The sequence below is a fragment of the Bradyrhizobium sp. JR3.5 genome (genome assembly GCF_054057015.1).
In genome coordinates, this window is the sequence record NZ_JBSRYV010000002.1 from 256,172 (window position 1) to 282,395 (window position 26,224).

Here is a 26,224-nt window from a genome sequence, read left to right on the forward strand (position 1 = left end):
GGGGAGAGGTCGGATCGCATCGCGAGATGCGATCCGGGTGAGGGGGTACAGGTCCATCGGCATCGGAATGCGCGGAGAGATGCCCCTCACCCCAACCCTCTCCCCGCAAGAGCGGGGCGAGGGAGCAGACCGCAACATGCGGAGACATTGATGGTCACCTTCTACGGCAAATCCTTCCCGTCACGCCTCCTGATCGGCACGGCGCTGTATGCGTCGCCGGCGATCATGCAGGGCGCGATCCGCGCCTCGAGCGCCAGCATCGTCACCGTATCGCTCCGCCGCGAAGCCGCGGGCGGCAAGACCGGCGATGCGTTCTGGGCGCTGATCCGCGAGCTCGGCGTCACCGTGCTGCCGAACACCGCGGGCTGCCGCAGCGTGCGCGAGGCGGTGACCACCGCGAAGCTCGCGCGCGAATTGTTCGGCACGCCCTGGATCAAGCTCGAGGTGATCGCCGACAACGACACGCTGCAGCCCGACGTCGTCGGCCTGGTCGAGGCCGCCACCATCCTGATCAAGGACGGTTTTGAGGTGTTCCCCTATTGCACCGAGGATTTCTCGGTCGCCTCGCGGCTGGTCGAGGCGGGCTGCAAGGTGGTGATGCCGTGGGCAGCGCCAATAGGAAGTGCAAAAGGCATCACCAACCGCGACGCGCTGAAACTGCTGCGCGACCGCCTGCCCGACATCACGCTGGTGGTCGATGCAGGCCTCGGCGCGCCGTCGCACGCGGCGCAAGCGCTCGAGCTCGGCTACGACGCCGTGCTGCTCAACACCGCGGTGGCGAAAGCTGCCGATCCGGTGGCGATGGCCAACGCCTTCCGGCTCGGCGTCGAGGCCGGCCGCACCGCCTATGAAGCCGGGCTGATGGAAGCCCGCGACTTCGCCTCCCCCTCCACCCCTGTCGTTGGGACCCCGTTCTGGCATGCCGTATCCTGATCCGTTCTATCCCGTCGTCGACAGCATCAAATGGGTCGAACGACTGACCAAGCTCGGCGTCGGCACCATCCAGCTGCGCGCGAAAGAGCTCGACGATGCCGAGGCGCTGCAGATCGTCAGCGACGCGCTCGCCGTCACGAAGGGCACGGGCACAAAACTCGTCGTCAATGACTATTGGCGCGCGGCGATCGTCGCCGGCGCCGAGCATCTGCATCTCGGCCAGGAAGACCTCGCGGGAGCCGACCTCTCTGAAATCCGCAAAGCCAAACTCACGCTCGGCGTCTCCACCCATGACGATTCCGAGCTCACGACCGCGCTCGCGGCGAAGCCCGATTATGTCGCGCTCGGCCCGATCTTCTTCACCACGCTGAAGTCGATGCGGTTCGCGCCGCAGGGCATCCCAAAGATCACCGAGTGGAAGAAGCGCATCGGCGCGATCCCCCTGGTCGCGATCGGCGGCATCAAGTTCGAGCACGCCGCCGAGATCTTCGCCGCCGGCGCCGATTCGATCGCCGTCGTCAGCGACGTCACCCAGAACGCGGACCCCGACGCGCGGGTGCGGCAATGGCTCGGCCTCAACGCGGAGGCCGCGTGATGCTGCCCACCACGCACTGTCCATACCGTCACCCTGAGGTGGCCGCTTCTTCAGCGGCCCTCGAAGGGCGAGGGCCCGGCTCGTCGACCCTTCGAGGCTCGCTTCGCGAGCACCTCAGGGTGACGAGAACAACGACATTCACGCACACGAATTAAACCGGAGGATCCCATGAACATCCGCTCCAACCCCGACACCACGCTCCCCGCCGTCACCACCGGCCCGCTGCCCTCATCGCGCAAGATCTTTGTGACGCCGGAGGCCGCGCCCGATCTCCGCGTGCCGCTGCGCGAGATCATCCTCTCCGAAGGCGCCGGCGAGCCGAACCTGCCGGTCTATGACACCTCGGGCCCCTACACGGATCCGGCCGTGACGATCGACGTCAACAGCGGCCTGCCGCGCAATCGCCTCGCCTGGGTCAAGGAGCGCGGCGGCGTCGAGGAATATCAGGGCCGCACCATCAAGCCGGAAGACAACGGCAATGTCGGCGCCTCCCACGCCGCAAAGGCGTTCACCGCGCATCACAGGCCGCTGCGCGGCCTCGACGGCCACAAGATCACCCAGCTCGAATTCGCCCGCGCCGGCATCATCACCAAGGAGATGATCTACGTCGCCGAGCGCGAGAATCTCGGCCGCAAGCAGCAGCTCGAGCGTGCGGAAGCAGCCCTTGCCGACGGCGAAAGCTTCGGCGCCGCGGTGCCGGCGTTCATCACGCCGGAATTCGTCCGCAGCGAGATCGCGCGCGGCCGCGCCATCATTCCGTCGAACATCAACCATGCCGAGCTCGAGCCGATGATCATCGGCCGCAACTTCCTGACCAAGATCAACGCCAATATCGGCAACTCGGCGGTGACCTCGTCGGTCGAGGAAGAGGTCGACAAGATGGTGTGGGCGATCCGCTGGGGCGCCGACACCGTGATGGACCTCTCGACCGGGCGCAACATCCACACCACCCGCGAATGGATCCTGCGCAACTCGCCGGTGCCGATCGGCACCGTGCCGATCTACCAGGCGCTGGAGAAGTGCGAAGGCGATCCCGTCAAGCTGACCTGGGAGCTCTACAAGGACACGCTGATCGAGCAGTGCGAACAGGGCGTCGACTATTTCACGATCCACGCCGGCGTCAGGCTGTCCTACATCCACCTCACGGCGAACCGCGTCACCGGCATCGTGTCGCGCGGCGGCTCGATCATGGCGAAGTGGTGCCTCGCGCATCACAAGGAGAGCTTCCTCTACACCCATTTCGACGAGATCTGCGACCTCATGCGCAAGTATGACGTCTCGTTCTCGCTCGGCGACGGCCTGCGCCCCGGCTCGATCGCCGACGCCAACGACCGTGCGCAATTTGCCGAACTGGAGACGCTCGGCGAGCTGACGAAGATCGCATGGGACAAGGGCTGCCAGGTGATGATCGAGGGCCCCGGCCACGTGCCGATGCACAAGATCAAGATCAACATGGACAAGCAGCTCAAGGAATGCGGCGAGGCACCGTTCTACACCCTCGGGCCGCTGACCACCGACATCGCGCCGGGCTATGACCACATCACCTCGGGCATCGGTGCGGCGATGATCGGCTGGTTCGGCTGCGCGATGCTCTGCTACGTCACGCCGAAGGAGCATCTCGGCCTGCCCGATCGCAACGACGTCAAGGTCGGCGTCATCACCTACAAGATCGCGGCCCACGCCTCCGATCTCGCCAAGGGCCACCCCGCCGCGCAGCTCCGCGACGATGCGCTCTCCCGCGCCCGCTTCGACTTCCGCTGGCAGGACCAGTTCAACCTCGGCCTCGATCCCGAGACCGCGAAGAACTTCCACGACGAGACCCTGCCGAAGGAAGCCCACAAGGTCGCGCATTTCTGCTCGATGTGCGGCCCGAAATTCTGCTCGATGAAGATCACCCAGGACGTTCGCGACTACGCCGCGACGCTCAACGATCCGACCGGCGTCGGCGCGTCGATCTCAGGCACCATCGAAGACGGCATGGCGCAGATGAGCGCCAAGTTCAAGGAGATGGGCGAGAACCTGTATCTCGACGCGGACAAGGTGAAGGAGAGCAACAGGGTGTTGTGAGGAGTCGGCAGCGACGCCGGCTTGCACGGCGTCGCTGCTACGATGGAGTGCTCACCCCCTTAACTGAATACCTTTGTTGCCCCGACTAACGCGCCGGGCGACAAAATATCGATCAGAGGACGTTCCTGTTTAAATCGGTACTGCTAAACGCGGCGTCCAAATCGTCCTGGGAATAAGACTTGGGTCCCTCTTCGATCAACAACAGGAGTTGGGCGATGAATTCGCTATCTCGCATCTGCTTTCGCGATGCAGGTTGAATAAACGGAAAATTCCTTGGTAGAGTCGCGAAGGTCCATTCCGACAATTCCTCTACCTTGGAAATAAACAGCCCCGAGAACTTTGCGTGGCGCAACTCTTGGCGAGTTAGCTTGGCAACGTTTCGATTAATGCGATCGAACACCGTATTGATGAGGTTTTCATCCTCCGATGGAATGAATTCGACAGCAAATTGATATCTCCAGAAACTGCGCTTTGTGTCGTCATCCAAATCTTTGAAGTATTTGTCGCGATGTTTTGCAATCGACGCCTCGGAGGAGACGGGAAATTGATTCCCGGCAAACTCGAATAGAGTGAGCAGTCGCTGCTTACCATCGACAACGCTGTATTTTGCCACACCTTCTGGGGCAATATCCTCGTAAAGAAATATCGCCGGACAAGGATACTCATTGAGAACCGTGTCGACGAAGAAATCCTTGTAGGGTTGATTCCAGATACTCCTCCGTTGATAGGGAGGATCCATTTCTAGAAGGTTCCTGTTATACAGATCCCATAGCCAGGACAGGGATTGGAAAGTTGCTTTTCGTTGCATCGTTGCACTTTGCTCGCGCCATAGCTGCGGTTGGACATGTAGCTACTTATAATTGAATACTGTACGAGCGGAGAACGCAATACTGAGACGGTTGATAGGACCGATCTAAGCCTGATCTCCATCCTGCGCCACAAAAACCTTGTTATGCAGCAAGCGCGGCCCGAATGAGGGCAGCGTCGAATCCAGCCACTGATAGACGAAAGTCTACGCCGACGCGCTAGCCACCATCGCCTTTACGTTGCCACCCGAGCTCCCACCAAACGCAATCTCCCGATACCCGCCCGCGGCCACCCCGTTGATGATCCCCAAGAACTTCGGCGTACCGCCGTTGTAGACGAAGTACCGCACCGTGCCCTCCTCGTGGCCGGCGACGTTGGAGTTGTAGCCGGTGAACCACGACTTGGCTTTGCGCATCAGCATGATCTCGTACATCTTGACGACATGCGCGGTCCAGCGCTCTTGCGCCTCGAGTGTGGCGTCGGCGCGGGTCAGGCCGCGGTCCCACATGTATTGCAGCAGATTGGTGCACCAGTTGACGCCGTTCTCGATGCCGCGCGGGAAGTTCGTCGACGCGGATGCGCTTTGCGGGCCGGTCGGCATCAACAGGTTCGGGAAGCCGTGCACGAGCATGCCGAGGAAGGTCGACGGTGCATGCTTCCATTTGTCTGATAGCTTCGCGCCGCCGATGCCGGTGATGTCGATCAGATCATAGGCGCCGGTGATGGCGTCGAAGCCGGTGGCGTAGACGATGATGTCGAACTCGTAGTCGCGCGCCGTGGTGCGCAGGCCGGTCTCGGTGACGCGCACCAGCGGCGTCTCGGAGAGATCGACGAGATGCACATTGTCGCGGTTGTAGGCCTCGAAATAATTTGTCTCCAGCGGCAAGCGCTGCACGCCAAAGCCGTGATCTCTGGGGATCAGCTTTTTCGGCGACCTTGGGATCCTTCACACGGCGGCGGATGCGATCGGCGATGTATTCGGACAGCTCCGCATTGGCGGCCTCATCCATGAAAATCTCGCGGAAGTTCGCGAGCCAGATGCCGAAGCCGGGCTCGTCGTAGAGCTTGTCCCACAGTGCCAGCCGTTCCTCGCGGCTCACCTCGTAGAAGCCGCGCTTGTCGGGGCCGTGCACGAAGCTGCCGGGCGTCAGCGCGCAGGCGGCGAAGATCTCGTCGTAGCGTGCGCGGATATCGGCCATCTCCGCGTCCGAGATTTCGCTGTTGTTGAGCGGCGCGCTCCAGTTCGGCCGGCGCTGAAACACCGTGAGCTCGCCGACCTTGTCGGCGATCTCGCCGATCACCTGAATGCCGGTCGCGCCGGTGCCGATCACCGCGACCTTCTTGCCCGCGAGATCGACCGGCTCGTGCGGCCAGTAATAGGTGTGGAACGAGCGGCCCTTGAAGTCATCGATGCCAGGCACGCGCGGCATGGTCGGCGCCGAGAGCAAGCCGATCCCCAGCACGACGAAGCGGCAGGTCAGCGCGCGGCCGTCGCTGATCCTGAGCCGCCAGAGGTCGCGCGCCCCGTCGAACTGCATCGCCTCGACCTTGCAGTTGAACTGCATGTGCCGGCGCAGGTCGAACTTGTCGGCGACATAGTTCAGGTAGCGCAGATTCTCGGGCTGGCCGGAGAAGCGCTCCTTCCAGTGCCACTCGTCGAGCAGCTCGCGCGAGAACGAGAAGCCGTAGGTGTAGCTTTCCGAATCGAAGCGGCAGCCCGGATAGCGGTTCCAGTACCAGGTGCCGCCGAGATCGGGCGCGGCTTCGAGCACGATGGCGTCGATGCCGAGATCGGCGAGCCGCTTGATCTGGTAGATGCCGGCGACGCCGGCGCCGACCACGATCACCTCGTACTGGGTCTTCGGCTCTCCCGTCATGTCCTGCTCCAAAATTCTTCTTGATCTGTTGGCTGGATTACAGACCCTTTTGCTGGTGCAGGCAACTGCGCGCGAGCGGGCGCGACTTGCGTTGAGGCGCTGCGAGCGCCACATCGTAGCCCGGATGAGCGAAGCGGCATCCGGGTTTGCGAGCGCTCCGCATGTCGCTACGCTCATGCGGGCTACGCAACTAAGGCTACCATGACCGACAATCTCACCGGCGTCTGGGACGGCAGCTACGTCCAGCCGAGCGGTATGGTCACGTTCCTGGCGACGTTGATCGACGCCGGCGGCGCGCTCGGCGGCAGCGTGACCGAACCCTGCGTCGCGCCGGGCTGCCCGCTCAGCACCCACAATGCCTCGCTGGCGGGTCACCGCTCCGGCAGCGCGGTGTCTTTCGTCAAGCGCTACGAACCATCGGGCTACGGCTATGACACCGTCCACTATGAAGGCGCTGTCAATGCCGACGCGACGGAGATCGACGGCCGCTGGAGCATCCGCGGCACGGCGTTCTCGGGACGGTTCTTGATGGTGCGCTCGACGGGGCCCGGCGCAGGCGGCGACGACTGAGGACGAGATCAAGGAGCCGGTGCGCTAGCGCCTGACGAGATCAAGGCAATCGAGCCGCGACCTCGCCCCGCTATGCGGCAGGCAATCGCATAGGGCTACGGCCATGTCCCGTAGCGCGGGGTGAGGCGCGCCTATCCAATTTCGGAATAATAGAATAATGCCACTGATTTGCCCGACATGTCAAGTGGCCGTGCCCGAATGCCGGCACGCCGGCGGCTACTGTGCATGGGGTTGTTTTCGATGTTTTGGCAATGCGCCCCTGCGGAGCCAGGCCATATGCGGCTAAAGCCCCTCACCCAGCCCTCTCCCCGCAAGAACGGGGAGTGGGCGATTTACCGACAGCGCTCAGCCCAGCGCCGCGATCTCGCGCGCGAGGTTGTCGCGGGCCCGGCGGTCGTAGGTCGCGGCGAAGCCGGCGTCGGGGAAGATCACCTGGCGTGCGGCAAAGTGGCGAAGCACCTTGGCGCGGCCGGCGCGATAGTCGGCATCGGCGACATGGATGAACTCCTGCCGGATCGCCGCGGCATAGGCATCGTAGCGCGCGGGCTCGGCGCCGAGAATGCTGAGGTCGATCGAGATCAGGATCGCGCCGAGGCGATCGCCGGCCTGAACGTCGTGCGTCTTCGTCAGACGGATCAGGCGGCCGACCTCGTGGCCGATCCCGGCGCGAACGTGCTGCTCGGCGAGCTGCGCGCTCAGCTCCTCATTGTCCGTCCGGGTCGGGTCGTAGACGACATCGTGCCAGCAGATCGCTTCCGACAGGATCTCGCGCTCGACCGCGGAGAGCCCGTCGACGCGCGCGAGCGCCGCGAGGCAGTCCTCGATATGCGCGAGGTTATGATAATGGCGGCCGGGCGCCGTGTAGGCGGCGACCAATTCTTCGCGGTTCATCGCCGACGTATATGACGAGGGCGGCGGAAATGGTAGCGGTCGGGTCCGTCACACCGGCGACTTCCACCATCTCTCAAATGCAGGACAACGACAGTCACCGCCTCCCCGACCAGCTCCGCGCCAATCTGCGGCTGGTGTTCGTCGGCACCGCGGCCAGCACGCGCTCGGCCACCGTGGGGCATTACTACGCGCATCCCGGCAACCGCTTCTGGCGCGCGCTGCATGAGGCCGGCATCACGCCGCGGCGCTATCGGCCGGATGAGTTCACCGCACTGCTCGAACTCGGCATCGGCTTCACCGATCTCTCCAAGACCGGCGCCGGGATGGATCATGAGATCGCGCGGGGCTCGTTCGATGTCGCGGGCTTCAGGACCAAGATCGAGATGGTTCGGCCGAAGACCATCGCCTTCACCAGCAGGAAGGCGGCGAGCCTGTTTTACGACCGGCCGACAAGCGCGCTTGCGCTCGGCCGGCAGCCGCCCGTGAGCGGTTTTCCAGAGGTGTTCGTGCTGCCGTCGCCATCGGGTGCGGCGTCGGGGCACTGGACCTTGCAGCCGTGGCGTGAGCTGGCGCAGTGGATCGCAGAATCGTAGGATGGGTTAGCGCAGCGTAACCCGCCATCTTCAATCGCGGATATAAGTCGGTGGGTTACGCCTTCGGCTAACCCACCCTACGCACCGCGCCCCTTACTCCTTCAACGTGATCGCAAGCCCGCTGAGATCGACATTGGCCATCAACCCGATCTGCTTGCCGCTCAATTCGAGCACCGCGCCGTTCTGGTTGGTCAAGAGGATGCCGCGCACGCCGGCGCCGAGCGCAACGCCCATGCCTGCCGCGGCGTAGACGCCGGCGATATCCTGGGCGCGGCGGATATTGCGCACCCGCCCCTGCAACGTGGTCTGCGAGCCGCCGAACACGAGACCATAGTCCAGCCCGCCGGCGGTCAGCCCGTAGGTCTGGCCGTGGAAGGTCAGGACGCCCTTGCCGGCGGAGCCGCCGAAGATCCAGCCGCCCTTGAAGATGACGAGCGTCACCGCGCCCTCGTCGGCCAGTGCAGCGGACGATCCGGTGAGCAGCGCCAGTGCGAACCAGCACGGCGCGGGCGGCGGATGACAATCTCATGGGGAGTTCTCCGGACGAAGTGAAGCGAATCGCGGCAATCCAATCGGGCGGCGGCACGTCGAAATGCCGGCAAAACACGCGGGATTGCGCTTGTTCCTGTTATTGCGGAGTCTATCATCGGGCGTGTAGTCGCGCGACCATTGGCGCATGCGCTGCCACCGCTTTGCGCCATCGCTGAGGAGTTTGCGCAACAGGGACCCGCACCGATGCACGATTTCACCCCACTTTCCGGCCTCGCCGGCGGCGCACTGATCGGGCTTGCCGCCGCGCTGCTGATGCTGCTGACCGGGCGGATCGCCGGCGTCACCGGCATCGTCGGCGGCCTGCTCCAGCCCGATACCGCCGACCGCACTGCCGACCGCTCCTGGCGCATCGCGTTCATCGCCGGGCTGATCGCGGCGCCCCTGATTGCGGCATTGTTCGGCGCGCCGCTGCCGCGGCCGGCGATGAATGCGAGCCTTGTGGTGATCGCGATCGCGGGCCTTCTGGTCGGGTTCGGCACAAGGATGGGCAATGGCTGCACCTCGGGCCACGGCGTCTGCGGCTTCGCGCGGCTATCCGGCCGCTCGATCGTGGCCACGTTCATCTTCATGACGGCGGCGATCGTCACGGTTGCCATCGTCAGGCACGGGATCGGAGGTTGACCATGCCGGTTCTCGCAAGCTTCCTCTGCGGTCTGATCTTCGGCGCGGGCCTTTTGATCTCGGGCATGACCGATCCGCAGAAGGTGCTCGGCTTCCTCGATCTGTTCGGCGCATGGGACGCGACGCTCGCCTTCGTGATGGCGGGTGCGGTTGCGGTCTCGGCAACCGGCTTTGCGATCGCGCGGCGGCGCACGGCGCCCGCCTTCTCGGCGCGCTTCCTCTGGCCGGACCGCAACGACATCGATGCGCCGCTGGTTGGGGGCGCCGTGCTGTTCGGCATCGGCTGGGGCCTCGCCGGCATCTGCCCTGGGCCCGCGCTGGTCAAACCTCGCCGGGCTTTCGCTGCCGATCGTGGTGTTCGTCGTCGCGATGCTGGCAGGCATGATCGGCCAGAATCTCTTCGGCAAGAATCCCTGGCGCTGGCGTACGCTGGCGCCGAGCGCCGTCGAAACCGCTTCCCTTCCCTCTCGCGCAGACGGGTGACCCATGACTGAGATCAAGCACTTTCCTCCTCCGCCCGGCGTCACGGCGCCGCCGCTCTCGTTCGGCGCCCGCGTCGGCGATCTCTTGTTCATCTCAGGCATTCCCGGCTTCGACGCCAACCGCGAGCTGCCCGACGGCTTCGAGGCGCAGTTCGCCAATGTCGTCACCAATTTCCGGCGCGTGCTGACCGAGGCCGGCGCCACAATGCGCGATCTCGTCAAAGTCAACGTGCTGCTGACCCGCGCCTCTGACGTCGCGACGATGAACGTCCTCTATGCCGGCGCGTTCGGCCCCGCACCCTACCCCGCGCGCACCACCTGCGTCGTGGTGGCGCTGCCCAATCCGAAGATGCTGATCGAGATCGAGGGCGTGGCGTCAGTGAAGGGGTGATGGCGTCCTTGTAATTCCCGGCAATTGCGCACCCTGGAATGACGGAAGCCACAAACCAGATGTCGTCCCGGGCAAGCGAAGCGCGACCCGGGACCCATATGTGGACGGCCCCCGTGGCACAAGAGCTTTCTGGGATTGATCGGATCGCTTGCATCCATATGTCCGGCCTGTTGAGTGCGATCGAATGGATCGCTGGCCAAGATGGTTTGCGCGATGCGAGTTCCAAACAACCACGCGACCTGTTGACGGCCGATGGGTCCCACGGATTGTCTCGCATCGTTGCTCGATCGATCGCTCCATCTGCTCTTGCAGCTCCGGGTCGGCTGACGAGCGAGCCCGCCAGCCGGCCAATCTGTTAAGCGGTACCCGTCGTCGCGGCATTCAGCCGTGCGGCGTCATAACTCTCACCCGTCACCATCAGCTTCCAGACGATGCGCGCCACCTTGTTGGCGAGCGCTACGGCCGCAAGCTTCGGCGGCTTACGCTTGATCAGCGCCAGCAGCCAGCGCGAGTGATGACCGCGCCCCCGCCTGGCCTGCTGGATCACCGCCGTGGCCCCGACGACCAGCAGACGGCGCAGGTCCTCATCGCCCGCCCGGGTGATCTTGCCAAGCCTGGTCTTGCCTGCGGTGGAGTGGTCCTTGGGTGTCAATCCCAGCCAAGCCGCAAAGTGACGACCGGAGCGGAACGCGCCCGGATCAGGTGTCTTCATCACCAGCATCGTTGCAATGATCGGACCGACCGAGGGGATCTGAGCCAGGCGCCGGCCCGTGGCATCGCCGCGGTGCCAGGCCATCAGCCTGGCCTCAACCACCTCCAACTCGCCCTCGAGCCTGACGCACTCCCGGCCCAGCACGACAAACAGCTCGCGCGCCAGAGCGGGAAGCGTCTCGTCCTGCGCGATCCGCGCCAGCAGTGGTTCGATCGCCTCCAGTCCCTTGGGCGCGATCAGGCCATACTCCGCCGCATGGCCGCGGATCGTGTTGGTCAATTGGGTGCGCCGGGCGATCAGTCCGTCGCGGACCCCCATCAGCATCAGCGCAGCCTGCTGCTCGGCCGTCTTCACCGGCACAAAGCGCATGCTCGGCCGGCTCATCGCCTCACACAGGCCTTCTGCATCACGCCCGTCATTCTTGTTCCGCATCACGTAGGGCTTCACCAATTGCGGCGCCATCAGCTTCACCTCATGGCCCAGCCTGGAAAGCTCGCGCGCCCAATATTGCGAAGCTCCGCAGGCCTCCATCCCGATCACCGTCGGCGGCAATTTGGCGAAGAACTCCAGCACGAGTTTGCGCGAAAGCTTCTTGCGTAAGACCGGCTGCTCGGACGCATCAACCCCATGCAGCACAAAAATATGCTTCGACGTATCCATCCCAATACGGATAATCTCTCTCACGGACGGTCTCCTTGTCTGAGATTTACAACAACCTCATTCTGGCACACTGATGCCGTAGGGGGCCGTCCACACCATCAACCACGATTGCCAATTGGTTTGCGAAGCCGGAGCGACAGCGCGCTTCAACAATGCAGCCCTGTGGTTATGGGTCCCTGCTTCCGCAGGGACGACGACGTGGAGAGAACTGCGCTTCAATTCCAGCGCACGCTGCGCAGCTGTGCAGACGTTCGCTAAAACAACGACCCCTGCCCGTCATCCTCCGGCACCGGCACCTTGCGCACTGCTGCCTTCTTCGGCGCTGGCGCATCCTCGGCTGCGATCTCTTCCGCGCTCATCGGCAGCAGCAATTGCGCATCGTCGTTGGCGACGGCATTCACCCGCATCGTCACCTGGTGCCAGGCGAACTCGCCGACATCGGGTCCCTTCAGCAGCGGCATCACGTCGTCGACGTCGTTGGGCAGGCAGTCGAGCCAGCGCGCGAATTGCTCGGGCCGGATCGTGACCGGCACGCGGTGATGCAGCTGCGCGATGTCGGGGCTCGCAGGCGCGGTGACGATCGCGACCGTGTCCTGCTCCTCGCCGTTCGGTCCCATCCAGGTCTCGGCGAGCGCGGCGAAAGCAAGCGGATGGCCGTCGCGGCGATGGATGAAGAACGGCCGCTTGCGGCCGCCGGCATCCTGCCATTCGTAATAGCCGTCGGCCGGGATCAGCGCGCGGCGGCGCTTGATCGCGTTCTTGAAGGCGGGCTTTTCCCGCACCGTCTCGGAGCGGGCGTTGATCAACAGCGAGAATGTGCGGGGATCCTTGACCCAGGACGGGATCAGGCCCCAGCGCATCAATTGAAAATGCCGGCCGCCATTCTGCAGCAGCACGACCGGGATCGGCTGGGTTGGCGCAACATTATACCGCGGCGGAAAATTCGGCTGCTCGATGTAGCCGAACATCTCTCGCAAGGCCGCCGGCGGCGAAGTAATGACAAAGCGTCCGCACATATCCTGTCCAGGGTGGTATCCGTTTATTCCGCCTTAACTTGGACCGTTAAAGACTGCGACCAATGACCTCAACGGCCGCCATAGCGGGCACTTCCCCGCGACCGACGTTCCCCGACGAGGCGCGGGCGGCGCTGTTGCGCGCCGCCAACATCAATCCCCGCACCGGGCTTGCGACCGACTACCTCAATCACTTCAACGAAGCCATCATGCTGCTGGAGATGGTGCCGGACCTGCCGGAATGCGCCAGCGATTTCCTCGAATGGCAACCCTTGTCCTATGCCGAGCATTTCACCGCGTCCAATTTTCGGGCGCGTGACCTCGCGATCGAAGCCTATCAGATGGCGGATGCCGGCATCCGGGCAGAATTCGACCAGCTCACCGACAGCATGACCAAGATCCTGACCGAGGTCGGCTCCGCGATGCGGCAATTGCACCAGGACAGGAGCCGGGTCGCGCTCGCCGAGCAGGCGATCGTCTGGGTCAAGCCGCTGGTGATGCAGACCGCCGGTGTCATCAACGGCGCCGCAGAGGCCGATGTCGACGGCATCATGGCGGGCGCCTGATTTTATCGGGCATGATGGTCGTCAAAACTGGTTGTCGTCTTGAGCTCTCCCGAACCTCCGATCCGCCCGCAGCTCGCCGTCTCCGGCGTGATTTTCCGCGACGGCAGGGTGCTGCTGGTCCGCCGCGCCCGCTCGCCGGGCAAGGGCTTCTATTCGCTGCCCGGCGGCCGGGTCGAATTCGGCGAAACGCTGCATACCGCCCTGCACCGGGAGATCGACGAGGAGACCGCCCTGCGGGTCGAGATCCTGGGCCTGGCCGGCTGGCGCGAGGTGCTGCCGACCGGTCCCGGCACTGGGCATTATCTGATCATGACGTTCGCGGCGCGCTGGGCCTCCCGCGAGCCTGTGCTGAACGACGAGCACGACGATTTCAAATGGCTGGCGCCCGAGGAGATCGGCGACCTCAAGGTCACCGGCGGTCTGCATGAGGTCATTGCGGCCGCCCGGTGTCTGGTCTGAGGCCGGTTTGGGGGCGGTATTGGAGCCTTGCCGCCTTGCCTCGGGCGCATTGAGGGGGCATACCACGGCGATTCCGGAACCCCTGATGATCAGAGCCTTTCTCGCCGTTGTGATCCTGATGTCGGCATGCCTCGCGACGCCTGCCCGCGCGCAGGACGCGGCTGCGCCGTTCGACGGCGACCTACAGCGGCTCGCCGAGATCCTCGGCGCCCTGCACTATCTGCGCGGCATCTGCGGCTCCAACGAGGGCGCCAAATGGCGTAACGAGATGCAGGCGCTGATCGATGCCGAAACCCCCTCCGGCGACCGCCGCGCCCGCATGGTTGCGGGCTTCAACCGCGGCTACAACGGCTTCCAGCAGACCTACCGGACCTGCACCCCGGCCGCCACCGTGGCGATCCGCCGCTATATCGAGGAAGGCTCGAAGATCTCGCGCGACCTGACGGCCCGCTATGCCAACTGACCGCGCCATCTTCTTCGACCTCGACGGCACCCTGACCGACCCGAAGCCCGGCATCACCGGCTCGATCCAGTATGCGCTGGGCAAGCTCGGCCGCCCGGTTCCGTCGCAGGACGAACTGACCTGGTGTATCGGGCCGCCGCTGCGGGCGAGCTTTGCGATGCTGCTCGGCGGCGAGGAACTCGCCGACCGCGCCGTCGAGCTCTACCGCGAGCGGTTCGGCGATGTCGGGCTGTTCGAGAACAGCGTCTATCCCGATATCGCGGACGTGCTGGCGGAGCTGCGGCAGGCGCCGGGGCGCATCTACGTTGCGACCTCGAAGCCGCATGTGTTCGCGACGCGGATCGTCGCGCATTTCGGCCTCAGCCGGTATTTCGACCACGTGTTCGGCTCCGAGCTCGACGGAACCCGGGTCAACAAGGTCGACCTGCTGGCCTATGCGCTGGCGCAGGCCGGGGCCGACCCGGGCAAGGCCCTGATGATCGGCGACCGCAGTCACGACGTTGTCGGAGCGAATCGCAACGGCATCCGCGCGATCGGCGTCACCTATGGCTACGGCACGCCGGAGGAGCTGATCGAGGCCGGCGCCAGTCATCTGTGCGCCTCGCCGCGCGCCGTGCTGGACCATATCCACAGCGCATTTGGCTGATCGCGGCGGCGATACCCGGAATTCCCCTTCAAATGCCGTGGCGGGCGTTAACCTTTTCGAAAGATGTGGGCTAGGCGGTACCCGCATGCGTGATAAATCTCGCGCGTCGCAGTGGTTCGCTCCTCGGACCGCGCGCATCCATTTTGCAGAGTTTCATGCGCCATCCAGCGTCCTTTCCCCATCACCAAGACCCGCGTCCCGATCACGAGCAGAAGCAGGCCGCGCTGGGCTACCTGAACGAGGCGTGGGCGGAAGCGCGTCACGACGGCGTCGACGGCGACTGCCTCGCCCAGGCGAGCCTGTTCGCGGCGCTCGCCGAGCTCGTCGGCACCTATGGCGAGGACGCGGTGGCGAAGTTCGCCGAGGGCCTCGCCGCGCGCGTGCGCAACGGCGAGTTCTCGCTGGCATTGGCCCGGCAGTAATCCCGCAAAGCGTTTCGCGCGAAGTGGGCACCGGTTCGCGTAAAGAAAACGCGTCAAACAAGAATCTAGCGCATTTGATGCGCTAGGCCTTCAGCGTCTCGAGGAAGCGGACCGGCTCGCCCGTCGACGGCGTCGTCACTTCGCCCTGCCACATGACCCGCTTGCCGCGCACGAAGGTGCCGACCGGCCAGCCCTGCACCCGCACGCCGTCATAGGGCGTCCAGGCTGCGCGCGAGGCGATCCATTTGTTGGCGATGGTCTCGCTGCGCTTCAGATCGACCACGGTGAAGTCGGCATCATAGCCCGCCGCGATGCGGCCCTTGCAGGCGATGTTGAACAGCCGCGCCGGACCCGCGCTGGTGAGATCGACGAACCGCTGTAGCGACAGCCGCCCGGCATTGACGTGATCGAGCATCAAGGGCACCAGCGTCTGCACGCCGGTCATGCCTGACGGCGAGGCCGGATAGGTCTTGGCCTTCTCCTCCAGCGTATGCGGCGCGTGGTCCGAACCGAGCACGTCGATGATGCCCTGCTCGATGCCGTACCAGATGCCGGCGCGATGATCGGCCGAGCGCACCGGCGGGTTCATCTGCGCCAGCGTGCCGAGCCGCTCATAGCACTCCGGCGCGGCCATCGTGAGGTGGTGCGGCGTCGCCTCGCAGGACGCGACATCCTTGTGGTCGCGCAGATACAGAATCTCTTCCTTGGTCGAGATGTGCAGCACATGGATGCGCTTGCCGGTCTCGCGCGCGAGATTGACCAGGCGCTCGGTCGCCATCAGCGCTGCGGTCTCGTCGCGCCACACCGGATGCGAGCGTGGATCGCCCTCGATCCGCAGCGGCTTGCGCTCGTTCAGACGATACTCGTCCTCGGCGTGGAACGCGGCGCGGCGCCGGATCACCTGGAAGATCCGCCGCAGGCTCTCGTCGTCCTCGACCAAGAGCGCGCCGGTGGAGGAGCCGATGAACACCTTGACGCCGGCGCAGCCCGGGGCGCGCTCGAGCTCCGGCAGGTCCTGCACGTTCTCGCGGGTGCCGCCGATGAAAAACGCGAAGTCGCAATGCATGCGATGGTGGCCGCGCTTGATCTTGTCGGTAAATGCCTCTTCGGTGACGGTCAGCGGATTGGTATTCGGCATCTCGAACACCGCGGTGACGCCGCCCATCACGGCGCTGCGCGAGCCGGTCTCGAGATCTTCCTTCTGCGTCAGCCCGGGCTCGCGGAAATGCACCTGGGTGTCCATCACGCCGGGCAGGATATGCAGGCCCTTGCAGTCGATCACCTCGCCGGCCGAGGCCTGGCCGAGCGCGCCGATCGCGGCGATGCGGCCATTCGTGACGCCGATATCGCGCACGCCCTCGCCGTCCTGATTGACCACAGTGCCGGATTTTAGAATGGTGTCAAAATGCTGATTCATCGGTCCTCGGCGCCCGCTTTCGGCTGTCGCGCGGGCCTTGTTCGGCGCACTCTAGCGCCTTAGCTTGGCAGGGGATATCCGCGAGGACAGCGTTTCCCAAGGAACTTGGAAAAAGAGCCAATTTTGCGAATGAAAGCAGCGTTTCTTCCAGATCGGGGCGTGGTCAAAATCTCTGGCGAGGACGCCCGCAACTTCCTCAACGGCCTCATCACGACCGATGTCGAGCAGCTGGCCCCGGGACAGGCCCGGTTTGGCGCGCTGCTGACGCCGCAGGGCAAGATCATCGTCGACTTCCTGATCACCGAGATACCCACGGGCCACGGCGGCGGCTTCCTGATCGACGCGCCGCGCGCGCTCGCCAAGGGGCTTGCCGACAAGCTCGGCTTCTACAAGCTGCGCGCCAAGGTCGTGGTCGAGAACCTCTCCGACAGCCTCGGTGTGCTGGCAGCCTGGGACGGCGAGCCGGCGGCGATCCCCGATCTCGCTTTCTCCGATCCGCGCAACACAGCGCTCGGCTGGCGCGTCCTGATCCCGGAAGATCTGAAGCAGAAACTCGCTGAGCTGATCGGCGCCGATCTCGTCGACTCCAGCGCCTATGAGGCGCATCGCATCGCGGCCGGCGTGCCGCGCGGCGGGCTCGACTTCATGTTTGGCGACGCCTTCCCGCACGAGACCAATATGGACCGCCTCAACGGCGTCGATTTCGACAAGGGCTGCTATGTCGGCCAGGAGGTGGTGTCGCGCATGCAGCATCGTGGCACGGCGCGCACCCGCACGGTGAAGATCATTCTCGACGGCCCCTCCCCCGAGACTGGCGCGACGATCCAGGCTGGCGACAAGCAGGTCGGCACCATGGGCTCGACCGCCGGCGAGAAAGGCCTCGCGCTGGTGCGCATCGACCGCGTCGCCGATGCGCTCGACGCCGGCCTGCCGCTGACCGCGGGCGGGCTCGCGCTTCACCTCGCCGATCCTGATGCTGTCCGCACCACACCCAAGAAGACCGTTGCATGAGCCGCAGCGCGCAACTGCACCCCGACGGCAAGACGCGCTGCCCGTGGCCGGGCGAGGATGCGTTCTACGTCGCCTATCATGACAATGAATGGGGCGTGCCGGAATATGACGACCGCGCGCTCTTTGAAAAGCTGATCCTCGACGGCTTCCAGGCCGGCCTGTCCTGGATCACGATCCTGCGCAAGCGCGAGAACTTCCGCAAAGCCTTCGACGATTTCCAGCCCGAGAAGATCGCGCGCTACACCGACAAGAAGGTGCATGCGCTGATGAACGACGCCGGCATCGTCCGCAACCGCGCCAAGATCGAAGGTACGGTGGCGAGCGCCAAGTCGTATCTCGAGATCATGGAGAAGGGTCCCGGCTTCTCGAAATTCCTGTGGGACTTCGTCGACGGCAAGCCGAAGGTCAATCAGTTCAAGACCACCGCGAGCGTGCCGGCCTCGACGCCGGTCTCGATCAAGGTCTCCAAGGAACTCGGCGCGCGCGGCTTCAAATTCGTCGGCCCGACCATCGTCTATGCCTTCATGCAGGCGACCGGCATGGTCAACGATCACCTCGTGACCTGCTTCTGCCACGAGGCCTGCAGCGGCAAGCTCCGCACACCGCGGCTCAAGAAGAAATGACTGCGCGTCAATCGACCGAGACCACCCGCGCCTGGCAGCGGATGTTGTCGGGGCGGAGGCTCGATCTGCTCGATCCGTCGCCGCTCGATATCGAGATCGTCGACATCGCGCACGGACTGGCGCGGGTCGCGCGCTGGAATGGCCAGACCTCTGGCGCGCACATCTTCTCGGTGGCGCAGCACACACTGCTGGTCGAGGCCGTGATGCGCCAGCAGACGCCGCGCGTCGATATCCGCCATCGTCTCGCTGCATTGCTGCATGACGCGCCCGAATATGTCATCGGCGACATGATCTCGCCGTTCAAGGCGGTGCTCGCAGGCGAATACAAGGCGGTGGAGAAGCGGCTGCTGTCGGCGATCCATATCCGCTTCGGACTGCCAGCGGTGCTGGCGGATGAGATCACCCAGCAGATCAAGGCCGCCGATCGCGGCGCCGCCTATCTCGAGGCGACGCATCTGGCGGGATTTTCGCAAGCCGAAGCCAGGCGGCTGTTCGGCCGCGATCCGGAATTGCCGGAAGCCACCGAGCGCGACTATCTGACCCCATGGACCGCAGCGAGGGCTGAAAAGCAGTTCCTCGAACGCTTCAAGGCATTGCACGCGTCATAGGCGCCGCCGCGAAGCGTGCAGCCGGTTGCGCCGCAAAACGAAGAGCTGGCATCGCGCCGCCCGGCTTTGCCCACCTGGAAGCAACCGTTATAATCGGGCGCACCCGCTAGCCAAGGACCATCATGCTTCACGTCTGCTCGCTTGCCGCGCTCTCCGACACGGTTCGTGCCACCGGCGCCAGCCATGTGCTGACCGTGATGGCCAATGTCGACCAGGTGCAGCGGCCGCCCTCCGTGCTTCCCGCCAACCATCTGAAAGTGTCGATGGACGACATCGTCGAACAGATGGACGGATTCGTTGCCCCCAACGAGACGCATATCGAGAGGGTGCTGGCCTTCGTGCGCGGCTGGGATCGCCGCGCGCCGATGGTGGTGCACTGCTACGCCGGCATCAGCCGCTCGACCGCGAGCGCGTTCGCCACCGTCTGCGCGCTCAATCCGCACCGCGACGAAATGTCCATCGCCCGGCTGATCCGCGAGGCCTCGCCGATCGCGGCGCCCAACCGGCTGATCGTCGGCCTCGCCGACAAGGCGCTGGGCCGCGAGGGCCGGATGCTGCGCGCGCTCGATGCGATGGGCCCCGGCAGCATGAGCGTCGAAGGCCGACCCTTCCACATCGATCTGGACTGACTAGAGCGGGATGAATTTTGGTTGAATCTCATCTTGCCAAGGTTTCGGTTCACCTCTCCCCGCCGGGGAGAGGTCGGAATGCGAAGCAATCCGGGTGAGGGCTCTTGCTCTTTCGATAGACCGTAACCCCTCACCCGATTTGCTGCGCAAATCGACCTCTCCCAAGGGAGAGGTGAACCTGCGATCCCGTTGTAACACTATCCCATCTCGCTTTAGCACGAACGTGCCGCGCCCGATCGCTTGAACTTCCAGTCCTCTCACCTGCACTACTAGGTTGCGACGGGCGGCCGGCTGGCCGATGGTCCGGCGCGTCCCGCCGGAGGCCCAATGTTCGATTCGCCGTTCGATTTCCTCACGCTCGTCATCGCCATTGTCGCGATCATCTTTGCGCGCAAGGCGCTGGGCCAGATTGCGGTGCTGCAGCGCCGGCTGGATGGGATCGAGGCCGCAGCTGTGGCCGCCGCGCGGACGGCCGTGCCGCCGCCGCTGACGCCGCTCCAGGCGTTCGAGCAGACGCTTCCGGCGGCGCCTCCCATCGCACCGCCGCCGCTCCCCGAAGCGGCTGCGAGCGAACCGGATGTGCATGCAGACGCAGCCACGGAGGCGGCAAGCGCCGCCCCGCCGCCGCTGCCAGAACCGCCCGCCCCGCCGCCCCCGGCGCCCGGCTTCGAGGAAACACTCGGCACGCGCTGGGTGGTGTGGATCGGCGGCCTGACGCTCGCGCTCGGCGGCTTCTTCATGGTGCGCTATTCGATCGAGGCCGGGCTGCTTGGGCCCGGCGTGCGCACGATGCTCGGCGGATTGTTCGCACTGGCGTTGCTCGGCGCCGGTGAGTGGACGCGGCGCAAGGAAAGCATCTCCAGCATTGCAGCACTGCCGGTCGCCAACATTCCGGCGATCCTCACCGCCGCGGGCACCGCGGTGGCATTCGCCACCGTCTACGCCGCCTATGCGCTGTACGACTTCCTCGCGCCGGCAACCGCCTTCATCCTGCTCGGCATGGTCGCGCTCGGCACGCTCGCGGCCGCGCTGCTGCACGGACCTGCGCTGGCCGGGCTCGGCATCGTCGGCGCCTTCGTCACCCCGATCCTGGTCTCGTCCGACAAGCCCGACTTCTGGTCGCTCTACTTTTATCTTGCCATCGTTACGGCGGCGGCGTTCGGCCTCGCGCGCATCCGGCTGTGGCGCTGGCTCGCGGTCACGACGATCGCCTTCGCGCTGCTATGGACCTTCCCCTGCCTGCAATGCGGGCCGGAGATGATCGCGCCGCACGTCTTCCACGTCATCGCGGGCTTCGTGCTGGCGGCGCTGCTCGTGGTCTGCGGCTTCATGTTCGGCCCCGACGGCGATGGCGAGGAGATCGAGCCGATCTCGTCCGGCTCGCTCGCGGCCTATCTGTTTGGCGCCATGCTGATCGTGCTCAACAGCGCGCATGCCGACAGCGCGATGATCGGCTTCGCACTGCTGACGGCGGGAAGCCTTGTCGTGGCCTGGCGCGCGCCCGCCGCTGCCGGCGCGATCGCCGCCGCGTCGGTCTTCGTCTTCATCGTGTTCGGCGAGTGGGCCGTCCGCCGCAACGTCGACATGCTGGTGCTGCCGGGCGGTGCGATCCCGGGCATCGGCCCGTCCGCGACCGATGGCTCGGTCTCGCTGCATCTCGTCACCGCCGCTATGTTCGCGGCCGCCTTCGGCATCGCCGGCTTCCTCGCGCAACTGCGTTTTGCCACCACGAAGATCACGGTGACCTGGGCCGCGGCGGCCGTGTTCACGCCGGTCGCACTGCTGGTCGCACTCTATGCACGCATCGCGCATCTCGATCGCTCGATCCCGTTCGCCATCCTCGCCGTGCTGCTCGCCGCCGCCTACGCGGCCGCGACCGAAGCACTGACCCGGCGCGGCGAGCGGCCGGAGCTGTCGCCCTCGATCGCATTGTCGGCGACCGGCGCCCTCGCCTCGCTGGCGCTGGCGCTGACCTTCGCACTCGACAAGGGCTGGCTCACCATCGCGCTGGCGCTGGTGTCGATGGGCACGGCATGGCTGTCGGTGCAGCGGCCGATCCCGTTCCTGCGCTGGCTCGCCGCGATCCTGGCCGGCATCGTGGTGCTGCGGATCGGCTATGAGCCGCGGATCGCGGGCGATGCCGTCGGCACCACGCCGATCTTCAACTGGCTGCTGTGGGGCTACGGCGTCCCGGCGCTGTCATTCTGGGCGGCAAGCCATTTCCTGCGCCGCACTGGCGACGACGTCCCGCTGCGCATGGTGGAATCCGCCGCGATCCTGTTCACGGTGCTGCTCGCCTTCATGGAGATCCGTCATGCGGTCAATGCCGGCGACGTCTATCGCGACAGCGCCGGACTGACCGAGGTCGCGTTGCAGGTCGGCGTGACGCTTGCGATGGCGATCGGGCTGGAGCGGCTGCGGCTGCGCAGCGGCAGCATCGTCCATAATGTCGGCGCGGTGCTGCTGACCGCGTTCGCCGGGCTTGCCAGCCTGTTCGGCCTGCTGGGGCTGGAGAACCCGATGCTGTGGTGGCAGGACGTCGGCGGCAGCTTCTTCAATCTGCTGCTGCTCGGCTATGCATTGCCGGCCGTGCTGGCGCTGCTGCTGTCCTACGCGGTGGCGGGGCATCGTCCCGCTGCATATGCCAACACGATCGCCGCCGGCGCGCTGGTGCTTGCGCTCGCTTACGTCACGTTCGAAATCCGCAGGCTCTATCATGGACCGGTGCTGACGCGCGGCGAGACCACGGGTGCGGAGCAATACACCTATTCGATCGCTTGGCTGATGTTCGGCGTCGTGTTGCTCGGCATCGGCATCGTCGTCAACTCGCAGCGGGCGCGGCTCGCCTCCGCTGCGGTGATCGGGCTTACGATCCTGAAGGCATTCCTGGTCGACATGTCGACGCTCACCGGAGTCTATCGGGCGCTGTCGTTCATGTGCCTTGGCATTGTGCTGGTCGCGATCGGCTGGCTGTATCAGCGGATCCTGTTCCGCAGGCGGGCCGCTCCGCCGGTCCCGCAGGCTGGGGCCTGAAGCTTGTTGTCCTGAACGGCGAAAAGCCTCAGTCGACGGATTCGGCAACCAGCCGAATCCTGAACACGGGCTTGCGGCTCTCGTCGAGCAGCTCCATGTGCCATTCGCTGTCTTGCTTCATGTTGCGCGAAATGCTGCCAAGGAAATTACCGCAGACCTTGGTCATCTCGGCCCAGGCCACGTCACGGCTCTCGAACTCCGTCGCGTGGTCGGACGCACCAGCGTAATCGCCATCACTGATACGGAAAAAATACTGCGCCATATGACTACTCAAATCGGTGTCCCCGTCATCCCGCCTGTCGGCGAACGCTAAGGATATTGAGTAGCTATCAACGCGTGGCGACCGCCATCCGTATGACTACGGCTTGGCGTTATTCCCGCTAGCGCGCAGATGAGATGTTAGAGCGTTTTCGAGCGAAGTGGATACCGGTTCGCGTGAAGAAAACGCGTCAAAACAAGAATCTAGAGCCCGTTCCGATTCAATCGGAACGGATAGGCTCTAGTCGGTGGAACGGCGCAATTCCGGTGCGCTCTCGACCTTGGCAGGCTCGGCCTTGTCCGGCTCGAGCTTCGAGCTTCCGACCTGCGGTGTCTCGACACGCGACACTTCGGTCGGCGAGGCATCCGCGGATCGGGTGCGCGGGTGCAGCGAACGCGGACGCGCCACTGCGCGTGCCATCAGCATTTGCTGGCCGCCCTGGTGATGGAAATCGCAGTAGGCGAAGCCCATGCCGGAGACCGAGCCGCGGAACGTGCGGTCGTCCTGCTTGTCGAGATTGAAGCACGGTTCGAACGGAATGCCCTTCAGCGACGCGCACACGCTCTGACCGCGGATTTGCAGCGTATTGCCGGGCAGGCGCACGTGGCGGATGGGTCCGGAGCCGGAGAACTGGATCGAGCCGGTGGCGCCCAGATCGTCGAGGATACGGCCGGCGCCGCGGGTGCCGTCGAAACAGGTGAACGCGAACACCTTGCCGGCGACGAATTTGCGGGCCTCATCGGCGTTCATCATGCCTGCGAATGCCGGCACGACCATTGCTCCGGCCGTGACGGCCCCCAACACCAAACGCGCAAGCATGAGCTACTCCACTTACGAGCGCGGGCACCCGCTCCTTGTTGAGCATGATCCCCGCACCAACGCTTCTCGACGTCTGCGCGAGGAAACCCGGCCCCCCGGGATCATGCCGCAAGTCTCTTTACCCGCTGCTTACCATACCAACCGTGGCAACATTGGAGCAGCTTGGTTGGTAAAGTCTGAACGTCCTCAGACTATTTTTACCACGATCCGGCCGCGGACCTGGCCACCGAGGATTTTCGCACCGTACCCCATGACTTCGTCCAAGACGATTTCATGAGTGATATCAGCAAGTTTTGCCTTATCCAGATCGCTGGCAAGGCGGCGCCAGGCGGTCCTGCGAAGCTCGATCGGGCACATCACGGAATCGATGCCGAGAAGGCACACACCGCGCAAAATGAAGGGCGCGACCGACGACGGCAGGTCCATGCCGGCCGCCAGGCCGCAGGCCGCTATGGCGCCGCCATACCTGGTCATCGAAAGCAGATTGGCGAGCGTGGTCGACCCGACGCTGTCGACGCCGCCGGCCCAGCGCTCCTTCGCAAGCGCCTTGGGGGCACCCGACAGCTCGGCGCGGTCGATCACCTCGGTGGCACCGAGCCCCTTGAGATAGTCGGCCTCCGACATCCGGCCCGTCGAGGCGATGACGTGGTAACCGAGCTTCGACAGCACGGCGATCGCGACCGAGCCGACGCCGCCGGCGGCACCCGTCACCACCACCGGGCCGCTCTTCGGCGTGAGACCGTGCTTCTCCAGCGCCAGCACCGACAGCATCGCGGTATAGCCGGCGGTGCCGACCGCCATTGCATCGCGGGCCGAAATCCCGTCCGGCAGCCGCACCAGCCAGTCGCCCTTGACGCGGGCCTTTTCGGCGTAGGCGCCGAGATGGGTCTCGCCCATGCCCCAGCCATTGCAGACGACCTTGTCGCCCGCCTTCCAGTCCGGATGGCTGGATTGTTCGACCGTACCGGCGAAATCGATGCCGGCGATCATCGGGAAGCGGCGCACCACCGGCGCCTTGCCGGTCAGCGCCAGGCCGTCCTTGTAGTTCAGCGTCGACCATTCGACGCGGACGGTGACATCGCCGTCCATCAATTCCGTGTCGTCGAATTGGGTCAGTGCGGCGGTGGTACCCTTGTCCGCCTTGTCGATCCTGATTGCCTTGAACGTTGCCACGATGAGCACTCCCCGTAATTCTGGTTTCGGGGAGTGTTTAACCCATCAGGCAGGCTGCGCAACCGGGCGCACGACCGGCTTTTCGACGATCGGCAGATTGATCAGCGCCGACAGCACGCCGAACAGCACCGACAGCCACCAGATCGGCGTGTAGGAACCATACTGCTCGAACACGACGCCGCCGAGCCAGACCCCGAGGAAGCCGCCCACCTGATGGCTGACGAAGGCGAAGCCATAGAGGGTGGAGAACCAGCGGGTGCCGAACATCAGCGCGACCAGCGCCGAGGTCGGGGGCACGCTCGACAGCCACAGCAGCCCCGAGACCGCGCCGAATGCAATCGCAGAGAACGGCGTCACCGGGAACGAGATGAAGGCGACGGTCGCCAGCGCGCGCGAAAAGTAGATCACCGAGAGCAGGTAGCGCTTCGGGAAGAAGTTCTGCAGCCAGCCGACGCTGAGCGAGCCCACGATGTTGAACAGGCCGATCGCCGCAACCACCCAACCGCCGGTGGTCGCCGGAATGCCGCGGTCGGCCAGGTAGGCCGGCAGATGGATGGTGATGAAGGCAAGCTGGAAGCCGCAGGTGAAGAAACCGAGCACCAGCAGCACATAGGAGCGATGGCCGAAGGCTTCGGCAAGCGCGGTCTTGAACGACTGCTGGTCGGCGGCCGGCTCGTTGGCGGTCGCGGCGGGTGGCGTCACAAGCGCGAGCGAGAGCGGCACGATCAACAGCATCAGCGCGCTGAACACGACGAGCGCGGTCTGCCAGCCGAAATTGTCGATCATCGCAACACCAAACGGCGCGAACAGGAACTGGCCGAACGAACCGGCGGCGGTGCCGGCACCCAGCGCGATGCCGCGCTTCTCCGGCGGCAACAGCTTGCTGAACGCTGCCAGCACCAGATTGAACGACGAGCCCGACAGGCCGAAACCGATCAGCACGCCGGCGCTGATGTCGAGCGACAATGAGGTGGTCGAGTAACGCATCAGCAGCAGGCCGGCGGCGTACAGCAAGGCGCCGACGATCATGACGCGCAGCAGGCCGAAGCGGTCGGCAATGGCGCCTGCGATCGGCTGGCCGAGCCCCCACAACAGGTTCTGCAGCGCGATGGCAAGGCCGAACACGTCGCGGCCCCAGGCGAATTCGCGGCCCATCGGCTGCACGAAGAAGCCGAGGCTGGAGCGTGGGCCGAAACTCAGCAGTGCGGTCGCACAGCCGCAGACGATGATGACGAGCGGTGTGCGCCAGGTGGTGCCCGATGTCGGTCGGAGATCCCCGCTGCTAACGGCCATCTTTTATTCCCCCGCAACTGCTGCGGGGGAACCGCCCCG

General features: G+C 65.0%; 28 protein-coding genes and 2 pseudogenes. 18 read left to right on the forward strand and 12 right to left on the reverse strand.

Going from position 1 to position 26,224, the window contains the following annotated elements; translation table 11 throughout:
* Positions 1-150: 150 nt before the first annotated feature.
* The 3 genes from ACVWW1_RS17825 to thiC all read left to right on the forward strand — a co-directional run bounded on the left by ACVWW1_RS17825 (position 151) and on the right by thiC (position 3,595).
* Positions 151-933, forward strand: coding sequence for a thiazole synthase (locus ACVWW1_RS17825; RefSeq protein WP_456656866.1), 783 nt, complete (start codon positions 151-153; stop codon positions 931-933).
* Complete coding sequence (locus tag ACVWW1_RS17830) at positions 920-1,528, forward strand: thiamine phosphate synthase (protein WP_456656867.1); 609 nt, start codon at positions 920-922, stop codon at positions 1,526-1,528. Before ACVWW1_RS17825 ends, ACVWW1_RS17830 begins: the two co-directional genes overlap by 14 nt.
* Before the next feature lie 168 nt (positions 1,529-1,696).
* Complete coding sequence (thiC, locus tag ACVWW1_RS17835; protein WP_456656868.1) at positions 1,697-3,595, forward strand: phosphomethylpyrimidine synthase ThiC; 1,899 nt, start codon at positions 1,697-1,699, stop codon at positions 3,593-3,595.
* Positions 3,596-3,707: 112 nt separating this feature from the next.
* Here thiC and ACVWW1_RS17840 read toward each other — a convergent pair whose 3' ends face one another.
* The 3 genes from ACVWW1_RS17840 to ACVWW1_RS17850 form a co-directional block, all read right to left on the reverse strand.
* Positions 3,708-4,403 (reverse strand): DUF262 domain-containing protein, encoded by a 696-nt coding sequence (locus ACVWW1_RS17840; protein WP_456656869.1) that lies wholly within the window; start codon positions 4,401-4,403, stop codon positions 3,708-3,710.
* 204 nt (positions 4,404-4,607) lie between these two features.
* On the reverse strand, positions 4,608-5,210 hold the full coding sequence (locus ACVWW1_RS17845; RefSeq protein WP_456656870.1) for a hypothetical protein: 603 nt from the start codon (positions 5,208-5,210) through the stop codon (positions 4,608-4,610).
* The gene (locus tag ACVWW1_RS17850) at positions 5,110-6,279 is read right to left on the reverse strand and encodes a flavin-containing monooxygenase (RefSeq protein WP_456656871.1); all 1,170 of its coding nucleotides are present in this window, start codon (positions 6,277-6,279) and stop codon (positions 5,110-5,112) included. The genes ACVWW1_RS17845 and ACVWW1_RS17850 overlap by 101 nt, the downstream gene beginning before the upstream one ends.
* Before the next feature lie 201 nt (positions 6,280-6,480).
* Between ACVWW1_RS17850 and ACVWW1_RS17855 the strand changes: the two genes are divergently transcribed.
* A complete protein-coding gene (locus ACVWW1_RS17855; protein ID WP_456656872.1) occupies positions 6,481-6,849 on the forward strand; it encodes a hypothetical protein in 369 nt (122 codons plus the stop codon).
* A 345-nt stretch (positions 6,850-7,194) separates the two neighbouring features.
* On the opposite strand, the gene ACVWW1_RS17860 is transcribed toward ACVWW1_RS17855, so the two are convergent.
* On the reverse strand, positions 7,195-7,740 hold the full coding sequence (locus tag ACVWW1_RS17860; RefSeq protein ID WP_456656873.1) for an HD domain-containing protein: 546 nt from the start codon (positions 7,738-7,740) through the stop codon (positions 7,195-7,197).
* Between the two features lie 77 nt (positions 7,741-7,817).
* Between ACVWW1_RS17860 and ACVWW1_RS17865 the strand changes: the two genes are divergently transcribed.
* A complete protein-coding gene (locus ACVWW1_RS17865; RefSeq protein WP_456656874.1) occupies positions 7,818-8,333 on the forward strand; it encodes a mismatch-specific DNA-glycosylase in 516 nt (171 codons plus the stop codon).
* Positions 8,334-8,426: 93 nt separating this feature from the next.
* Here ACVWW1_RS17865 and ACVWW1_RS17870 read toward each other — a convergent pair.
* A pseudogene (locus ACVWW1_RS17870) lies at positions 8,427-8,862 on the reverse strand (hypothetical protein).
* A gap of 206 nt (positions 8,863-9,068) precedes the next feature.
* Between ACVWW1_RS17870 and ACVWW1_RS17875 the strand changes: the two are divergent.
* The 3 genes and pseudogenes from ACVWW1_RS17875 (at position 9,069) to ACVWW1_RS17885 (ending at position 10,379) form a co-directional block, all read left to right on the forward strand.
* A complete protein-coding gene (locus ACVWW1_RS17875; RefSeq protein ID WP_207831919.1) occupies positions 9,069-9,506 on the forward strand; it encodes a YeeE/YedE family protein in 438 nt (145 codons plus the stop codon).
* Between the two features lie 2 nt (positions 9,507-9,508).
* A pseudogene (locus ACVWW1_RS17880) lies at positions 9,509-9,989 on the forward strand (DUF6691 family protein).
* A 3-nt stretch (positions 9,990-9,992) separates the two neighbouring features.
* Positions 9,993-10,379 (forward strand): RidA family protein, encoded by a 387-nt coding sequence (locus ACVWW1_RS17885; RefSeq protein WP_229168840.1) that lies wholly within the window; start codon positions 9,993-9,995, stop codon positions 10,377-10,379.
* Positions 10,380-10,734: 355 nt separating this feature from the next.
* Here the strand turns inward: ACVWW1_RS17885 and ACVWW1_RS17890 are convergent, their stop codons facing one another.
* Both ACVWW1_RS17890 and ACVWW1_RS17895 read right to left on the reverse strand, forming a co-directional pair.
* A complete protein-coding gene (locus ACVWW1_RS17890) occupies positions 10,735-11,775 on the reverse strand; it encodes an IS110 family RNA-guided transposase (protein ID WP_456655417.1) in 1,041 nt (346 codons plus the stop codon).
* Between the two features lie 230 nt (positions 11,776-12,005).
* Entirely contained in the window at positions 12,006-12,767 is a 762-nt protein-coding gene (locus tag ACVWW1_RS17895; RefSeq protein WP_456656875.1) for an SOS response-associated peptidase, read from the reverse strand.
* Positions 12,768-12,829: 62 nt separating this feature from the next.
* Here ACVWW1_RS17895 and ACVWW1_RS17900 point away from each other — a divergent pair, with 62 nt between their 5' ends.
* From ACVWW1_RS17900 to ACVWW1_RS17920, 5 genes are all read left to right on the forward strand, one after another.
* The gene (locus ACVWW1_RS17900; protein WP_456656876.1) at positions 12,830-13,330 is read left to right on the forward strand and encodes a hypothetical protein; all 501 of its coding nucleotides are present in this window, start codon (positions 12,830-12,832) and stop codon (positions 13,328-13,330) included.
* Positions 13,331-13,369: 39 nt separating this feature from the next.
* Positions 13,370-13,789, forward strand: coding sequence for an NUDIX hydrolase (locus ACVWW1_RS17905; protein ID WP_456656877.1), 420 nt, complete (start codon positions 13,370-13,372; stop codon positions 13,787-13,789).
* A gap of 85 nt (positions 13,790-13,874) precedes the next feature.
* The gene (locus ACVWW1_RS17910) at positions 13,875-14,252 is read left to right on the forward strand and encodes a TIGR02301 family protein (RefSeq protein WP_176529752.1); all 378 of its coding nucleotides are present in this window, start codon (positions 13,875-13,877) and stop codon (positions 14,250-14,252) included.
* Complete coding sequence (locus ACVWW1_RS17915; protein WP_456656878.1) at positions 14,242-14,898, forward strand: HAD family hydrolase; 657 nt, start codon at positions 14,242-14,244, stop codon at positions 14,896-14,898. The genes ACVWW1_RS17910 and ACVWW1_RS17915 overlap by 11 nt, the downstream gene beginning before the upstream one ends.
* A gap of 155 nt (positions 14,899-15,053) precedes the next feature.
* A complete protein-coding gene (locus ACVWW1_RS17920; RefSeq protein ID WP_028332620.1) occupies positions 15,054-15,320 on the forward strand; it encodes a hypothetical protein in 267 nt (88 codons plus the stop codon).
* 82 nt (positions 15,321-15,402) lie between these two features.
* On the opposite strand, the gene ACVWW1_RS17925 is transcribed toward ACVWW1_RS17920, so the two are convergent.
* Positions 15,403-16,737 (reverse strand): dihydroorotase, encoded by a 1,335-nt coding sequence (locus ACVWW1_RS17925; protein ID WP_456656879.1) that lies wholly within the window; start codon positions 16,735-16,737, stop codon positions 15,403-15,405.
* 129 nt (positions 16,738-16,866) lie between these two features.
* Here ACVWW1_RS17925 and ygfZ point away from each other — a divergent pair, with 129 nt between their 5' ends.
* The 5 genes from ygfZ (at position 16,867) to ACVWW1_RS17950 (ending at position 22,641) form a co-directional block, all read left to right on the forward strand.
* Positions 16,867-17,748 carry a CAF17-like 4Fe-4S cluster assembly/insertion protein YgfZ gene (gene ygfZ, locus ACVWW1_RS17930; RefSeq protein WP_456656880.1) on the forward strand — a complete coding sequence of 294 codons (882 nt, stop codon included), beginning with the start codon at positions 16,867-16,869 and terminating at the stop codon, positions 17,746-17,748.
* The gene (locus tag ACVWW1_RS17935) at positions 17,745-18,371 is read left to right on the forward strand and encodes a DNA-3-methyladenine glycosylase I (RefSeq protein WP_456656881.1); all 627 of its coding nucleotides are present in this window, start codon (positions 17,745-17,747) and stop codon (positions 18,369-18,371) included. The genes ygfZ and ACVWW1_RS17935 overlap by 4 nt, the downstream gene beginning before the upstream one ends.
* Complete coding sequence (locus ACVWW1_RS17940; RefSeq protein ID WP_176529747.1) at positions 18,368-18,979, forward strand: YfbR-like 5'-deoxynucleotidase; 612 nt, start codon at positions 18,368-18,370, stop codon at positions 18,977-18,979. Before ACVWW1_RS17935 ends, ACVWW1_RS17940 begins: the two co-directional genes overlap by 4 nt.
* Positions 18,980-19,101: 122 nt before the next feature.
* The gene (locus tag ACVWW1_RS17945) at positions 19,102-19,608 is read left to right on the forward strand and encodes a tyrosine phosphatase family protein (protein WP_176529746.1); all 507 of its coding nucleotides are present in this window, start codon (positions 19,102-19,104) and stop codon (positions 19,606-19,608) included.
* Positions 19,609-19,935: 327 nt separating this feature from the next.
* Positions 19,936-22,641 (forward strand): DUF2339 domain-containing protein, encoded by a 2,706-nt coding sequence (locus tag ACVWW1_RS17950; protein WP_456656882.1) that lies wholly within the window; start codon positions 19,936-19,938, stop codon positions 22,639-22,641.
* A gap of 28 nt (positions 22,642-22,669) precedes the next feature.
* On the opposite strand, the gene ACVWW1_RS17955 is transcribed toward ACVWW1_RS17950, so the two are convergent.
* The 4 genes from ACVWW1_RS17955 to ACVWW1_RS17970 all read right to left on the reverse strand — a co-directional run bounded on the left by ACVWW1_RS17955 (position 22,670) and on the right by ACVWW1_RS17970 (position 26,185).
* Positions 22,670-22,903, reverse strand: coding sequence for a DUF6894 family protein (locus tag ACVWW1_RS17955; RefSeq protein WP_050403167.1), 234 nt, complete (start codon positions 22,901-22,903; stop codon positions 22,670-22,672).
* Positions 22,904-23,140: 237 nt separating this feature from the next.
* The gene (locus tag ACVWW1_RS17960; RefSeq protein ID WP_456656883.1) at positions 23,141-23,719 is read right to left on the reverse strand and encodes a hypothetical protein; all 579 of its coding nucleotides are present in this window, start codon (positions 23,717-23,719) and stop codon (positions 23,141-23,143) included.
* A 186-nt stretch (positions 23,720-23,905) separates the two neighbouring features.
* Positions 23,906-24,892, reverse strand: coding sequence for an acrylyl-CoA reductase (NADPH) (gene acuI / locus ACVWW1_RS17965; protein ID WP_456656884.1), 987 nt, complete (start codon positions 24,890-24,892; stop codon positions 23,906-23,908).
* Positions 24,893-24,937: 45 nt separating this feature from the next.
* Complete coding sequence (locus tag ACVWW1_RS17970) at positions 24,938-26,185, reverse strand: MFS transporter (RefSeq protein ID WP_456656885.1); 1,248 nt, start codon at positions 26,183-26,185, stop codon at positions 24,938-24,940.
* Positions 26,186-26,224 lie beyond the last annotated feature (39 nt).